We start from the raw sequence: 16,253 nt of genomic DNA on the forward strand, positions 1-16,253 counted from the left end.
TAATTATGACAAGTCTCAAAGATAAAATCCAAGATATTTTTCCTCTTACTCCCTTACAAAAAGGACTATTATTTCATTCCCTCTATGAACCAGAATCAGGGGTTTATTTTGAACAATTACATTGTCAATTACAGGGAGATGTATCTATAGTCGCAGTACGTCAAGCTTGGCAAACTTTAGTAGATCGTCACCCCATTTTGCGGACTGCTATTGTTACCAAAGGACAAACAGAACCCGTACAAATCGTATTTCGCAATCTCGTATTTAATATCACAGAAGAAGATTGGCGAGGATTAAGTAGCATAGCCCAAAAAATCCGCCTTGAAGAATTTTTAGAATCAGATAAACGACAGGGTTTCGTTCTCAATCGTCCCCCCTTAATGCGAGTCAGCTTAATTCGGTTAGAAGAAGATCGTTGGCATTTAATCTGGAGTCATCACCACTTAATTTTAGATGGTTGGTCTTGGCCAATTCTACTGCGAGAATTTTTAATGCTGCATAAAGCAGCCAGAGAAAATATAAATATTTCCCTACCTAATGTCCGCCCCTATGGTGATTTTATTGCTTGGTTAAAACAGAAAAATCCCCAAGATGGTGAATTTTTTTGGCGTGAATATATGGGCGACTTTGAAAGTGCTACCCCATTATTAATGACTTCTAAAACCAAAGTCAGCGACACCTTTAAAGGTGGAGAAATTAACCAACTATTATCACCAGAAAATACCGCATTTTTACAAAAATTAGCCCGTAATTGTAGCGTCACTCTCAACACTGTAATTCAAGGGGCTTGGGCAATATTACTTAACCGCTATAGTCGGACTACAGATATTGTTTATGGCATTACAGTTGCAGGAAGACCTCCAGAATTGCCAGGGGTAGAAGGGATGATTGGACCCTTTATTAATACCTTACCATTTCGTGTCTTGATATCTGGAGAAGAAACTCTGGAATCTTGGTTACAAAAACTGCAAGCTAGAGCATCTTTAATGCGTCAATTTGAACATACTAGTTTATCAGACATTCAAAGCTGGAGTCGTGTCCCCCGTGGACAACAAATGTTTGAAAGTTTGTTAGCTTTTGAAAATTTCCCCTTTGACAACTCCTTAAAAACTGAAGATTTTGGTTTAAATGTACCAGAGTCATCCTTCTCTGAAAGTACCCATTATCCCTTAACTTTAGTAGTCGTTCCTGGGGAGATAATTTCTCTGAAGTTAAGCTACAATGCGGCTCGTTTTGATGCAGTAACTATGGAATTATTGCTAGAACAATTTAGCAATTTGTTGTTAAACATGTCCAATAATTCTCAAGCACTTTTGCACTCTTTATCACTGCTTGGCTATGAAGAAAGAGAACAGAAAACAGAAAAGAAAGAACAGTTACCAATTACCATTGCTGAAATCTTCACAGAAACTGTTAAGAAATATCCAGAACGCATTGCCCTAACTTATGACAATGAAAGCCTCACATATCAAGAATTAGACCGTCAGTCTAACCGCATAGCTCGATATTTACAATCATTAGGAATTAGTGCAGAAAAACGAGTAGTAATTTGTTTAGAACGTTCCCCAGAAATGATTATAGCCATGTTGGCTGTAGTCAAAGCAGGGGGAGTTTATGTTCCCGTTGATCCGGCATATCCTGATGATAGAATTGAATTTACTATTACTGACTGTGAAGCAGAATTAATTCTCACCACAACTAATATTACTGAAAAACTTCCAGACTCGACCATCAAAATTTGTTTAGATGCAGAAAATGCACCTTATTTGAATGTAAGCACAGAGGCTTTAATTATAGATAATATTGAGCCAGATTCAGGAGCTTATATTATTTATACATCTGGTTCAACAGGAAAACCTAAAGGTGTATTAGTCACTCAACATAATCTAACTCGATTGTTTAAGAGTACAGAACATTGGTTTAAATTTAACGAGCAAGATGTGTGGACATTCTTCCATTCCTTTGCTTTCGACTTTTCTGTGTGGGAAATTTGGGGAGCTTTATTTTATGGTGGAAAATTAGTCATTGTTCCTCATTGTGTGAGTCGTGACCCTCAAAGATTTTTACAACTACTACAAAATGAGCAAGTTACTGTTCTTAATCAAACTCCTTCGGCCTTTGCTCAATTATTAGCTTGTAAAGATGTTGCTGTTAATTTATCAAGTTTACGTTACATCATTTTTGGTGGTGAAGCTTTGAATCTTGCAAGTCTGCGTCCTTGGTTTGAACATTATGGGGAAAATCAGACGCGCTTGGTGAATATGTATGGAATTACAGAAACCACAGTTCATGTTACCTATAGACCAATTAGCAAACAAGATGTAGATAATTCATCTGGTAGTTTAATTGGTCAACCAATTCCCGATTTACATCTTTATATTCTTGATTCTGATGGAAATCGTCTCCCAACAGGAGTAATTGGGGAAATGTATGTGGGTGGTGCGGGAGTTGCTCGTGGCTATTTAAACCGCCCAGAATTGACAGCAGAAAGGTTTGTTAAAGATCATTTTTCTTCAAGTTCATGCTTGTATCGTACAGGTGATTTGGGTCGTTTTCTGCCTAATGGCGATTTGGAATATTTAGGAAGGATAGATAACCAAGTTAAAATACGCGGTTTCCGCATTGAAATTGGCGAAATTGAAACTGCTTTTTCTCAGTTTCCTGCTGTGCAAGAAAATATTGTTGTAGTTGCGACTGATGCAGAAACAAATCAAAAACGGTTAATTGCCTATCTGGTTTGTACTTCTGAACAACAACCAACTATTGAAACTCTGCGAAATCATCTGCAACAGCTTTTACCGGACTATATGATCCCGTCGCAGATAGTTTATTTAGATAAATTTCCCCTCACTGCCAACGGTAAAATAGATAGAAAATCCCTACCTGTACCAGAAATTAATCGAGAAAATATAGGGATTGAATTTGTCCCACCAGCCACAGAAATTGAGCAAAAAATAGCGGAAATTTGGCAACAGGTTTTAGGTATAAATCGAGTTGGCAGATTTGATAATTATTTCGTTTTAGGTGGCGATTCTATCCGCAGTATTCGGGTTTGTTCTCTAGCACAAGCCGCTGGATTAAACTTAAAAATTGAGCAAATATTTTCCCATCCTGTTTTATTGGAATTAGCGGAATTTTTGGAGACAGCAGCAACAGTAGAAACTCAAGTTTGGCATCAAGAACCGTTTGCTTTAATTACCGATGCAGATAGAGAAAATTTAGAAAATATTGCCATTGATGCTTATCCTTTAGCACAATTGCAAGCCGGAATGTTATTTCATGGTGAATATTCTCAGAGTTCAACAACTTACCATGATGTTTTTAGTTTTCGGATTCGTATACCTTTTGATTTGCAAGTTTGGGAACAAGCTTATGGTCAAATGTTTGCTAGACATAGGGTATTAAGAACGGCATTTTATTTAGCTGAATTTAGTCAACCAACTCAGGTGATTGTTAAAGATGTACCCGCAAAGGTGATTTTTGCAGATTTAACTAATTTATTGCCATCAGCACAAGATAATTATATCAAAACCTTTATTGATCAAGAACGAGTAAGTCGGTTTGATTATAAAAGTGCGCCGTTAATGCGTTTTCATATTCATTTGCTGGATCAAAATGTGATGGAAGCAACTTTTAGTTTCCATCATGCCATTATAGATGGTTGGAGTTTTGCTAACTTTTTAGCAGAATTAACAGGTTTATATCTAAATTTAATGGGTAAGGGTGTGCCGATTTTACATCCTCAAACTAATTTAGAATATTCTCGATTTATTGCTTTAGAACAACAGGCTTTACAAGATCAGAAAAAAAGGGAATTTTGGCAACAACAACTGAAGGAAATTTCTTTTACTAAAATACCTCGTTTACCGATAACAGTTTCCTCGGAATCACAATCAAGCATGGGGAAAATTGATCTAACTTTATCAGACACAATTTCTCAAGGTTTAAAAGATGTATCTCATCAATTGGGTGTACCTTTAAGGACTGTATTGCTGGCGTTACATCTACATATTCTGGCTGTTTTTTCAGGAGAAGAAGAAATAGTTACAGGTTTGGTAAGTAACGGTAGGCCAGATGAAACAGATAGCGATCGCATTTTAGGACTATTTTTAAATACCTTACCATTACGGTTAAAATTACCTCGTGGTTCTTGGGTAAATTTGATTAAAGAAACATGGCGGGCTGAACAAGCATTAATGCCAAATCGTCGTTTTCCTTTAGCAGAACTGCAACGGCTAAATGGTAATCAACCTTTATTTGAAACTTCTTTGAATTTTGTGCATTTTCATGTTTACAAAGGATTACTAAATTGGCGAGAAGTTGAATTACTAGAATCAACATCTTTTGAGGAAACAAATATTCCTTTTGCAGTTACTTGGAATGAAGAGGTGGCTGCTGTTAACATCAGTTTAAATATTACCTACAACAGTCAGGAACTGACCGCAGCACAAATCAATAACATTGCTAATTACTATCAAACCAGTGCAGAATTATTGAGTAAAAATCCTCAAAAAAATAGAGAATATTTGCTCACACCACAGGAAATTTTCACGAATGATAAAAATGATCAATTAGAAATTACTCCAGTCCATGAAATTGTCACTCAACAAGCAGCCGCAAATCCTGATTCTGTTGCTATTGTTTGTGAAGGTGAAAGTTGGACATATCAGCAATTAAACGAAAAAGCTAATCGCCTAGCGCGGTTTTTACAAAAGCAGGGTATTAGTCAAGAACAACCTGTGGGTATTTGTTTAGAACGTTCTCTAGATATGGTTTGTGCCATGTTAGGGGTACTCAAAGCAGGTGGTTGTTATCTACCGATAGACCCCCATTATCCGACCGTGCGTATTCAATCTATGTTGGAGGATGCCAAGGTTAATTTATTGCTAACTTGGTCAGAATTAAAGGTTAATTATGGTGAAACTATTTGCCTAGACATTCACAAACAAGAAATAGAAAACCAATCTACTGACAACTTAGAAATTACCGTTTTTCCTGACAATATTGCTTATATCATTTTTACTTCTGGTTCAACTGGTAGACCAAAAGGTGTAGCTGTTTCTCACCAAGCATTAGCCTATCATCAAACTTGGTTTTTAGAAAATTTTGCAGTTAATAATCATGATGTAGTTTTGCAAAAAACACCATTTAGTTTTGATGCTTCCGTGTGGGAATTTTGGACACCTTTAATGGTGGGTGCAAAACTGGTTATGGCTAAACCAGGAGGACATCAAGATCCAGCTTATTTGGTGAAAACAATACAACAAGAAAATGTCACATTGCTGCAATTAGTACCCAGTTTATTAGAAATCATCTTGGGTGAACCTAAATTTTCTCAATGTTCTAGTTTGCGATTAGTTTTTAGTGGTGGAGAAGCACTGAAAAAACGGGTTTGGCATGATTTTAAAGACAATTTAGCTATTCCTTTAATCAATCTTTATGGACCAGCAGAAACGACAATTGATGTGGCTGTTCATGATTGTCGAGAAAATGAAAATGCTGATATTATTCCCATTGGTGAACCAGTCACCAATACTAAGTTATATGTTCTTAATTCTCATCTGCAACCTGTACCAGTGGGGACACCAGGAGAGTTATTTGTATCTGGATATCAATTAGCGCGTGGTTACTGGAATGCACCAGGAATGACTGGGGAACGGTTTTTACCCGATCCTTTTGTGGAAGGTGAAAGAATGTATCGCACAGGCGATCGCGCTCGTTACTTACCAGATGGTACAATAGAATTTCTAGGACGTGCAGATCAACAGGTAAAAATTCGGGGTTTCCGCATTGAAACTGCTGAAATTGTCGCTGCTTTAGAACAACAAACTTGGGTGAATCGTGCAGTGGTTAAAGCAATTACTACTCCAGGAAAACCAAATCGGCTGATTGCTTATTTGCAACTACAAGAAACAATCACAAATTGGCAAAAGGTTTTGCGGTTGGAATTAGCACAGATTCTTCCCGATTATATGATTCCCGCTTTCTTGGTGAAGATTGAAAATTGGCCATTATTACCAAATGGCAAAATTGACATTAATTCTTTACCAGATCCAGAAATTGCAGAAACAACAAGGGAAGAATATATAGCCCCAGAAAATGAAACAGAAAAGATTTTAACTCAACTGTGGGAACAGGTATTACAAGTATCTCGTATTGGGGTGACAGATAACTTCTTTGAATTAGGTGGAGACTCAATTATTGGATTACAAATTATTGCTAAAGCCAGGGATTTAGGTTTTTATTTCACACCTCAAGATTTATTTAACTATCCCCAGGTCAGTGATTTGGCTAATCATGTCAGGAAAGTTGATAATCGCCCTGCAAACTTACCAACTATTGAACAAGGTGAAATTCCTTTAACTCCCATTCAAAATTGGTTTTTTCAACAATCTTTAGCTTATCCAGAACATTGGAATCAGGCTATTTTATTGGATATCAAACCACAATTCAATATTGCCAAATTCCAAAAAGCTGTAAATCAACTTGTCACCAAACATCCAGCTTTCCGGTTAAAATTCCGCCAAAGTGAAACAGGTTGGATACAAGAATTAGATCCTAATATTCAAGGTGTAAATTTGGATATTGTTGATTTAACAAATATTCCTGAAACTGAATTATCTGCACAACTGCAAACCATAGCCACTAAGTTTCAAAGCCAACTTAATCTAGAAACTGGTACTCTGTTCCGTGCTGTCTATTTCCAAACAGCAGCAAACACAGCCGATAAACTATTATTGATTATTCATCACCTCATAGTTGATGGTGTTTCTTGGCGTGTGATTTTGCAAGATTTAGCAGCGAAAGTTGTGGAAAATATGCCTCAATCTTTGCAAAAGCAGAGTGTAAGTTTTCCACAATGGAGTAATTATTTACAACAAACCATTCAAAGTGCTAATTGGGAAAAAGATGTTGACTTTTGGAAACACCAAACTGTAGATAATTTCACATTACCCCTGGATTTACCTAATAGCTTGCATGGCGACGTAGGAGACATAGAACTAGCAAATAATACAGAAAATTCGGCAACGCAAATTGAGTGTAATTTCACCAAAGAAGAAACGGATAAACTATTATTTGATATCCCTCGTACCCGCAAAGCACGCATTCAAGAAGTTCTCCTCACAGCACTTTTAGCAGCAGTTAGCGAATGGATTGGTAAATCAGAAATTGTCATTGCTTTGGAAAGTCATGGTAGAGAAACCACTTTAGATATATCTGATGCTGTTGGCTGGTTTACATCTCTATTCCCCTGCAAATTAGCAAAATCAAATGGCAATATTTTAGATAATTTAGCCACAACTAAAGAACATCTCAGAAACTTACCCAATAATGGGTTTTCTTACGGTATTCTCAGTCAAAAACCAGAATATGCTGCTATTTTATCGCCCATTCCCCAAGGGATTATTTTTAACTATTTGGGACAATTTGACGAACAAATTACACCAGATGCACCATTTACACCTGCTGTTGAAGATACAGGAATTTCTCGACATCCAGAAAATCAACGTGCTTTTCAATTAGAAATAACTGGTTTAATTGCTAACGGTAAATTGCAAATGCGATTTGGTTTTAGTAAAGCCTTACATCAAGAAGTAACTATTCACAATCTAGTAAATAGTTATCAAAGATGTTTAAGAGATTTATTAACAGCTAGTGATTATCAAGCTGAAAGTTGGCAACCTAGAGATTTTCCCTTGGTTAATTTAACTCAGGAACAATTAAATATAGCTGTCGAGGGAACTACTGATTTAGAAGATATTTATCCTCTAGCACCAGTGCAAGAAGGTATTCTTTTCCATACTAACTATGAAACTGATAAGGATATTTACCTGCAACAAGTAACAGGTAATATTGAAGGAAATTTGGATGTAGAAATATTTAAAACTGCTTGGGAAAGCTGCATTAATCGTCATTCTAGCTTGCGTACTTCCTTTATTTGGCGATCGCTTCCTCATCCTGTAGCTAGAGTGCATAGTAGTGTAAATTTGCCTTTTATCGTCGAAGATTGGCAGAATTTAGGCGTTAATGAATTAGAGTCAATGTGGACAGATTTATTAACAAATGACCGTCAACAAAACTTATCCACAGAAACAGCACCTTTAATGCGGTTAACGTTAGTAAGAACCGAATCCCAAAAATGGCGATTCTGTTGGACTCATCATCATATATTGTTAGATGGTTGGTCTTTACCTCTAGTTTTTGGCGATGTCATTGCTTTTTATCAAGCACAACAAAGTCATCAAGTTTTGCATTTATCACCAACACCAAATTATCGAGATTTTATTGTCTGGTTAAATCAAAAAGAAACTCACACAGCAGAAGCATTTTGGCGGCAAGAATTAGCAGGTTTACAGTCTGCAACTAGCTTAGGATTAATAAATCAAAAATCTACTGATTACCAAATTTTAGAAGCTACTATTGCGCCGGAAATTTACACACAACTGAAAACCTACGCCAATAAAAATCAAATTACAGTCAATACTTTAGTGCAAGCCGCTTGGGGAATTTTGTTGAGTAAATATAGTGGTGCTGATGAAGTTGTTTTTGGGATGACGGTTTCAGGAAGGACAACAGAATTGTCAGGTTTTAGTGAGATGGTGGGTTTGTTTATTAATACCCTACCTTTGCGGTTAAAATTTGATGCAGCCACACCTGTGCAAAAATGGTTAAAAGAAGTAGGCGATCGCATTTTATCCATCAATGAATATTCCTACAATCGTTTGGTAGATATTCAAGGTTGGAGTGATGTCAACAGAGGGGAGTCTTTATTTGAGTCTATTGTGGTTTATGAAAATTACCCCGTAGGCGAAAATTTACGTAACCATCCCGGTGACTTGGTAATCAATGGTGTAGAGTCTTTAGAAAAAAATCATTATCCTGTCAGTCTCTACGCTTTACCAGGAGAAGATCTAACCCTAAAAATTGCCTTCCAAAAAAATATAGGGACGGTAAAAGAACGGGAGCAATTATTACAGCAACTAACCCATATTTTAACCACCTTTGCCACCAAATCACCACAATATATTGGTGAAATTGGTCTGCGAACTTCCCCTGACCAACCAATTACCCATCATCCATTACCAATTAGTACCATCCTAGATTTATTTAGCCAACAAGTCTCACAAAATCCCGACTCCCCTGCTATTCTTCAAGGTAAAAAATGGTTAACATATCGTGAATTAGATCAAAAATCTGATCAAATTGCCCAAGCATTAATCCAGTTAGGAGTCAAACAAGAAACATTAGTAGCTGTATGTTTAGAACGCCATGCAGGTTTAGTCATGGCATTGTTAGGAATTATCAAAACTGGTGCAGCTTATTTACCACTAGATCCAGCCTTCCCAAGCGATCGCTTACAATGGATACTTGCTGATAGTCAGGCTGGGGTAATCCTCACAGAATCCCAAATTGCCCCCCACATACCCACATCATCAGCCCAAATCCTCTTACTAGAAGCAATACCACAAGATCCAACAGTCATTTCTCCACCGCAAACACCCTTAAATTTAGCATACACAATTTACACTTCTGGTTCGACTGGCAGACCCAAAGGAGTACAAATTCAACATCAATCTTTAGTGAATTTCCTCCTCAGTTTCCAAGCCAAACTACAATTAACTGCGGCTGATACCCAAGTTGCGGTAACAACAATTTCCTTTGATATTGCCGGTTTAGAATTATTTTTACCCTTAATTAGTGGTGCAAAATTAGTTCTAGCTGACAGAGAAACAACCCAGGATGGATTTAAATTAGCTCAATTGTTGCAACAATCTCAAGCAACAATTATGCAAGCCACTCCCACAACTTGGAGATTACTATTAACCGCAGGTTGGCAACCACAAAATGACTTTTGCGCCCTCTGTGGTGGGGAAGCAATGCCAGGAGAATTAGCGGCTTCTCTCTTAGAATCAAAGGTAAATCTGTGGAACGTTTACGGACCTACAGAAACTACTATTTGGTCAGCCATGAAAAAGGTAGAGCAACCAGAAGATGCCCTTTCTATTGGTCAGGGAATTACTAACACATCTTTGTATATTTTGGACAGGGGTTTAAATCCACTACCAGTAGGAATTGCTGGTGAATTGTACATTGGCGGCATGGGACTAGCGCGAGGTTATCGTGGCAATCCAAGACTGACATCAACAACATTTATACCTAACCTATTTTCACAACAACCCGGAGAGCGTTTGTATCGCACTGGAGATTTAGCACGGTGGCTACCAAATGGAGAAATTGAATTTTTAGGAAGACTCGATTATCAAGTAAAAATCCGTGGTTATCGCATTGAGTTGGGAGAAATTGAAACTGTTCTAGAAAGTCATCCAGCCATTACTCAAGCCATTGTCCAAGCAATTGGTGAGACTTTTACAGATCAAAAGCTTGTGGCTTATTTAGTGGCTAAATCTGATAACTTGCGTGGCGTAGCCATTGAGGAAACACCAACAATAGAAACCCTGCGCTTATATCTCTCGACAAAACTGCCCGATTATATGATACCTTCGGCTTGGGTCTTTTTAGATACTATGCCTCTTACCGCTAATAATAAGGTAAATCGCCGTGCTTTACCCATACCTACTCAAGCAGATGCACAAGTAGATTATTTAGCACCCAGAAATCCCATTGAAGAAGCATTAGTAGAAATGTGGCAAGAATTACTCAAAGTTGAAAAAGTGGGGGTAAAAGATAACTTCTTCCATTTGGGGGGACATTCGCTGTTAGCTGGGCAATTTCATGGACGGATTAAAAAAGTATTTGCCGTTGATTTGGCATTAAGAGAACTATTTTCTACTGTAACTATTGAAGAAATAGCGCCACTTCTGGTAGAAAGAGAAACCAAATCAGGAAATACAGAAAAAATTGCTAAAGCCTTTTTACGTCTTAAACGCATGACACCAGAAGAAAAAGCCCAATTATTACAAGCCAAGCAGCAACAAAATTAACCCAAGAAATTAACCAACATGAAAAAACTACTTGTCACTGGATCATCAGGATTAATTGGTTCGGAAGTCTGTGAATATTTTGCTCAAAAAGGTTGGGCAATTCACGGTATTGATAATAATCAAAGAGCCGTATTTTTTGGTAATCAAGGGGATACTCGTTGGAATCAAAAACGGCTAGAGTCGAAAATTAAGGGTTTTGTGCATCATGAAATTGATATCCGCGATCGCACTGCTATTTTAGACTTAATTGATAGTCTTAGACCAGATGCGATCGTGCATACAGCCGCCCAACCCAGTCATGATCTAGCCGCCAAAATCCCTTTTGATGATTTTGATACCAATGCTGTAGGAACACTCAATCTTTTAGAAGCAACTCGGCAATTTGTTCCTTCAGTTCCCTTTGTGCATATGTCAACCAACAAAGTTTATGGTGATGCACCAAATGAAATACCGATGCTGGAGTTAGCAACCCGTTGGGATTATGCTGATCTTACTTATCAGCATGGTATACCCGAATCTTTTCGCATTGATCAATCCAAACACTCCCTATTTGGTGCTTCTAAACTTGCAGCCGATATTATGGTTCAAGAATATGGGCGTTATTTTGGCTTAAAAACCTGCTGTTTACGTGGAGGTTGTCTAACAGGTCCTAATCATTCTGGTGTAGAACTGCACGGTTTTTTGAGTTATTTAGTCAAATGTAATTTAGAAGATCGTACTTACAAAATATTTGGATATCAAGGTAAACAAGTCCGAGATAATATCCATGCTTACGATGTTACCCGTTTTATAGAAGAATTTATGGCAGCACCACGTAGTGGTGAGGTTTATAATTTAGGCGGGGGAAAAGAAAATACCTGTTCAATATTAGAAGCTTTTGAAATCGTGGCTGCATTAACAAATAAACCAATGGTATATGAGTATGTGCCAATAAATCGGGAGGGTGATCATATCTGTTACTATAGCGATTTACGCAAAATTAAAGACCATTATCCTAATTGGTATATTACCAAATCCTTAAACTCAATCTTTGCTGATATTGTTGCAGCTTGGAGAGATGAAATTTGCATGAATTAAGCTGTTATCAAAAAATTAGGTAAAACCCCATCCTGATCAGGATCTATCTTGATAACTTTCTATATACAACAGGGAACTTAAATATGGGTCGTGTAGTTTTTTTCAACGTTTCCGCAGCCGGTCATGTCATCCCCACCTTGGGATTAGTGAAAGAATTAATTCACAGAGGTGAGGAGGTAATTTATTATGAAGCTCCTAATTTTCAAGCAGAAATTGAATCTTTTGGAGCTAAATTTCGTTCTTATCCACCGCTAAATCCGGAAACAGCACCACCAGCAGAAAATGAAATGTCTTTAGTCCCTTCCTTAACTTGGTGCGCCCATCAAATGTTGCCAGAATTGCTGGAGTCAGTACGTGCAGAAAAGCCAGATTATATTATTCATGATTCCCTCTGTCTTTGGGGAAGATTAGTAGCCCAAATCCTGAATATTCCTGCTGTTAATTCCATTGCTACGGCAGCTTTTACTCCTCAAACTTTCTATGAATGTCCTTGGCTAAGAAAGAAATTACCAGGATTTTTAAAACAGGCTGCTGCTGGGATGAAACATTATCGTCAATATCAGCGAGAACTACGAGGAATTTATGGTATACCACCCATTAAATTTGTGGATACCTTTACCAATATTGAACCGCTAAACTTATGTTATTTACCACCAGAATTACAACCCTATAGTGATAAATTTGACGAGCGTTTTCATTTTGTTGGCCCTTGTAATCCGGTGCGAGGAATGGAATATGATTTCCCAATGGAACAACTGCAAAAAGATAAGTTGATTCTAATTTCCTTTGGCAATATTCATGACCCCGGTGTGGAATTTTATCGCAGTTGTCTTCAAGCCTTTGGCAATACAGACGCTCAAGTAGTGATGATATTAAGTCCTGCTATGGATGTAACGCTGCTAGGAGATATTCCAGATAATTTTATTATTCGACCTACTGGTACTGTTCCTCAATTAAAAATATTAGAACGCGCCAGTTTATTTATTATGCACGGAGCAGGTGGCGGTGCAAGGGAAGCTGTTTGGTATGCAGTACCAATGATTGCAGTCCCCCAAACTTATGAACAGGAAATAATTTCCCGTCGCATTCAGGAGCAGGGTGCAGGAATTATGATGATGTTAGAAGATGTTACTGTAGAAAATTTGCAACAGACAGCACAGCAGATTTTTGATGATAGTTCTTTTGGAGTCAATAGTGGTCTTTTAGGTGATGCTTGTCGCGCGGCTGGAGGTGTAGAACGAGCAGTAAATGAAATTTGGCGATATGTGTATGAAAAGAATAGCAATTAGAATATTGGTATTAGAGGATATTTAAAAACTTTTTTATGTGGGATCTCACACTTGTAGATTCCACTAAATCAGCATTTTTTAGTGTGTAAACTATATAATATCTTGGAAAATCGGTAAATTCTTCATAATTTTAGTTATGGAAATTGTCACTACAAGTAATCCTCCAAATATTAAATAATGAACATAATGAGGATAAGGTTGTTCTGGAAATAATCGAATAATTATGAATATCAAGAATATATGTAGACAATAAATACCCAAAGAAAAATCAGAGATAATTTTAATTATTAAAGGAGGTAAATGTCTGATTTTTAGCGAAATTAAAGTGACTAACCAAGAGCAAAGAACTAAAGATACCCTAGAATAAATTGGTAAACCTTCTTTGTTAGCAACACCCCAACCCCATATTATAGGCTGGTTAAAATATCGCCACTCAATGACAAAAAAGCAAAATAATAAAATTATTAAAGACCAAATTTGTGGATTATTGAGATTATAATTAGAATCAATTTTCTTTTGTAATAAAGATTTGCTAATTAAAAAAGAAGAAAATATATAAGGTATAAAATTGAGAGGATTATAAACATCAGTTAAAATAGGAAACTTTCCACCCAGTAAAATTTGGATTAAGGGTAAAAGCAAAAGAATAACGCAGGAAAATATTAAAAATATATAAGATATTACTTGATTATTTATTTGATTATTGGTGTCATTGTTTTCAATATAAAAAGCAAATAATTCAGCTAAGGCAGTTATGAAAAATAATGAAAACAAAAAATAAAAAACTGCTGAGTTTCCATCTGTCAAAATAAAAACTATACCATCTTTAATAGTAAATTTAATGTTGATTAAATCTTTAATAGAAGTTAAATTTATTTTGTTAAAATGGGATATTAAGGAAAATAGCTGATAAAACAAACCCCAAAAAATATACAATTTAATTAGTCTAAACAATCTTTTTTTGAGAAAATAATCCGGCTGCTGTTCTCTCTTCAAAAAAAACAGAATCAAAGATATTTGCAGGAACAGAGGAACAGCCAAATCAAATAAGTTGAAAATCAGGATACCATGTATTATTGGATATTCATCAAATATGCAACTTATATTACTATGTAATGCAATAACAAAAATACAACTGATAGCTCTCAGATAATCAAAAGCGTAAATTCTTTCTAAATTGGAGTCAGGTGGGTTCATAACAATTTCTTGGATAGCCAGATTTTCTAATCAATTAATATATAATTCCACTGAAAAGAGAGTAGGTATTAAATTCCTGCAAAATTCTTAATTTTTTGCCAAATCAGACCAGGTATTTGTGATTTCTGACATATCATAATGTAGTTGAGAGATATTACCACCAGCACCCATCCACAGATTTGTAATAATAAATAATTTTTTATCAATATAATCTGGAACTTCAATATCTGAAACCAGTTCGGGAAAGGTGTCCTTAATGGGACTTTGCTGAAGATAATAATATTCGTCTGTTGTTTTTTCCTCAAGAATCCAATCTGTGAAGTCAGTAAACTTCATTTTTTTACTAGGTATAGTAAAGTCTATTTTAGGATCAAAATTGAATATCTTGTTTTTGGAAAAGTTGACATTAATTTCTTTATGACCTACAACATCCTTTAAATAATCAACTGACCATGAAGAATATGCTTTCCAATCAGTTATTTTACCAGTAATAATCACTGGTTTCCTGGAAGGGAAAATTTTTCGTTTAAACTCATCTAATGTAGGTTGATAAATGCGCTCAATTTGATTTAGTGATGTTTTGTCAAAATTATTTTTTACACTAATATTCATAAATTTTTCCTGACGATTAAAGTGGAACTTTTAGTGGGTTAAGAAGATAATGAGGACTATAGCCAATATGAAATAATTATACTTTACTTTGTACAAAAGAGCGGAAAAACCAATATGGCTCTAAAATTATACCGAATAAAACTCTAGCTATTTGGTGTTTTTTAGGCAACCAAGAAGTAGTCATGTGGTGTATGGTATAAGTCTCTGATGTCTGCCGACTTTTGAAGATTTTACCATTAAGTTCCATTGGCGCACCGGGTTCAAAAATGTACCCTGGACATACAAGAACTGTAGGGTTTTCATGAAATTTACCTGCTACTACACAATCATTTAACATGATTGGTCCGGTACTGTAGCCAACATAAATAGGCATAGTTTTATTGTCTAAATTATGTTGACGTTTTTCTAATTCTTCAAATACTTTCAGCCACAGGGGATGATTGGGAATACTACCCATAATTGCATTACTAAACCCCACTAACTTTGATAATACAAGCTCGAAATCTGCTAATAAATCATCAAGTGGTTTAAGGGATTCAACATCCATATCCAGATAAAATCCTCCGTAGTGATAAAGGATAAAATAACGAATAGCATCACGACGTTGAATATCATGGGGATAACCGTCAAATACTGGTAGAAACCAGGAATAATGTGCTTCCATAAATTGTCTGGCTTTGGCTTCATCCCAAAATTGATGTTCCCAATGAGGATGATTTTGCAGAACTGTTTGATGATAAAGGCGATATTTTTCTGGTACTGCTGCTTCTCCTAGAAAGAAAATCTGATGGATGATTTTGGGAATTTTATTCATAGATTTAGTTATTGATTGGATGCAATGCAATCAAGGGCGCAGGCCCTGCGCCCCTACAGGGCTTTCGATTTACTGAATGTATCTCATTCGAGTGGTTGTTTAATTTGATGATTCTTGCATGGCTTTACGTAAACTTAAAGGACGCATATCCGTCCATACTTCTTCAATATAAGCCAAACATTCAGTTTTAATACCTTCTTTACCCACAGATTTCCACCCTAATGGTAGTTCCTGTTTCCATTTAGGCCAAATTGAATATTGTTCTTCATGATTGACTACTACAAGATAGATAGTTTCGTCGTTTTGTTCGTTGTTACTCAT

The 16,253-nt window shown here is 36.3% G+C and carries 7 protein-coding genes; 3 read left to right on the top strand and 4 right to left on the bottom strand.

Annotated features, from left to right (window positions below):
• Positions 1-5: 5 nt before the first annotated feature.
• The 3 genes from ANA_RS15030 to ANA_RS15040 all read left to right on the top strand — a co-directional run bounded on the left by ANA_RS15030 (position 6) and on the right by ANA_RS15040 (position 13,309).
• Positions 6-10,943, top strand: coding sequence for a non-ribosomal peptide synthetase (locus tag ANA_RS15030; RefSeq protein WP_015080897.1), 10,938 nt, complete (start codon positions 6-8; stop codon positions 10,941-10,943).
• 18 nt (positions 10,944-10,961) lie between these two features.
• Positions 10,962-12,020 (top strand): NAD-dependent epimerase/dehydratase family protein, encoded by a 1,059-nt coding sequence (locus ANA_RS15035; RefSeq protein ID WP_015080898.1) that lies wholly within the window; start codon positions 10,962-10,964, stop codon positions 12,018-12,020.
• Between the two features lie 83 nt (positions 12,021-12,103).
• Positions 12,104-13,309 (top strand): macrolide family glycosyltransferase, encoded by a 1,206-nt coding sequence (locus tag ANA_RS15040; RefSeq protein WP_015080899.1) that lies wholly within the window; start codon positions 12,104-12,106, stop codon positions 13,307-13,309.
• 90 nt (positions 13,310-13,399) lie between these two features.
• Here the strand turns inward: ANA_RS15040 and ANA_RS15045 are convergent, their stop codons facing one another.
• The 4 genes from ANA_RS15045 to ANA_RS15060 all read right to left on the bottom strand — a co-directional run bounded on the left by ANA_RS15045 (position 13,400) and on the right by ANA_RS15060 (position 16,253).
• Positions 13,400-14,506, bottom strand: a complete 1,107-nt coding sequence (locus tag ANA_RS15045) for an acyltransferase family protein (RefSeq protein ID WP_015080900.1) — start codon at positions 14,504-14,506, stop codon at positions 13,400-13,402.
• Positions 14,507-14,593: 87 nt separating this feature from the next.
• Positions 14,594-15,118 carry a cupin-like domain-containing protein gene (locus ANA_RS15050; protein WP_015080901.1) on the bottom strand — a complete coding sequence of 175 codons (525 nt, stop codon included), beginning with the start codon at positions 15,116-15,118 and terminating at the stop codon, positions 14,594-14,596.
• Positions 15,119-15,194: 76 nt separating this feature from the next.
• Entirely contained in the window at positions 15,195-15,932 is a 738-nt protein-coding gene (locus ANA_RS15055) for a glycosyltransferase family 32 protein (protein ID WP_041458094.1), read from the bottom strand.
• A 99-nt stretch (positions 15,933-16,031) separates the two neighbouring features.
• Entirely contained in the window at positions 16,032-16,253 is a 222-nt protein-coding gene (locus ANA_RS15060; protein WP_015080903.1) for an MbtH family protein, read from the bottom strand.

Source organism: Anabaena sp. 90, assembly GCF_000312705.1.
Taxonomy (GTDB): domain Bacteria; phylum Cyanobacteriota; class Cyanobacteriia; order Cyanobacteriales; family Nostocaceae; genus Dolichospermum; species Dolichospermum lemmermannii.

What these genes read in the sequence shown, in the direction of transcription:
- ANA_RS15050 (WP_015080901.1), bottom strand. Translation starts at nt 15,118, where the DNA reads ATGAATATTAGTGTAAAAAATAATTTTGACAAAACATCACTAAATCAA.
- ANA_RS15045 (WP_015080900.1), bottom strand. Translation starts at nt 14,506, where the DNA reads ATGAACCCACCTGACTCCAATTTAGAAAGAATTTACGCTTTTGATTAT.
- ANA_RS15040 (WP_015080899.1), top strand. Translation starts at nt 12,104, where the DNA reads ATGGGTCGTGTAGTTTTTTTCAACGTTTCCGCAGCCGGTCATGTCATC.
- ANA_RS15030 (WP_015080897.1), top strand. Translation starts at nt 6, where the DNA reads ATGACAAGTCTCAAAGATAAAATCCAAGATATTTTTCCTCTTACTCCC.
- ANA_RS15060 (WP_015080903.1), bottom strand. Translation starts at nt 16,253, where the DNA reads ATGAGTAACAACGAACAAAACGACGAAACTATCTATCTTGTAGTAGTC.
- ANA_RS15035 (WP_015080898.1), top strand. Translation starts at nt 10,962, where the DNA reads ATGAAAAAACTACTTGTCACTGGATCATCAGGATTAATTGGTTCGGAA.
- ANA_RS15055 (WP_041458094.1), bottom strand. Translation starts at nt 15,932, where the DNA reads ATGAATAAAATTCCCAAAATCATCCATCAGATTTTCTTTCTAGGAGAA.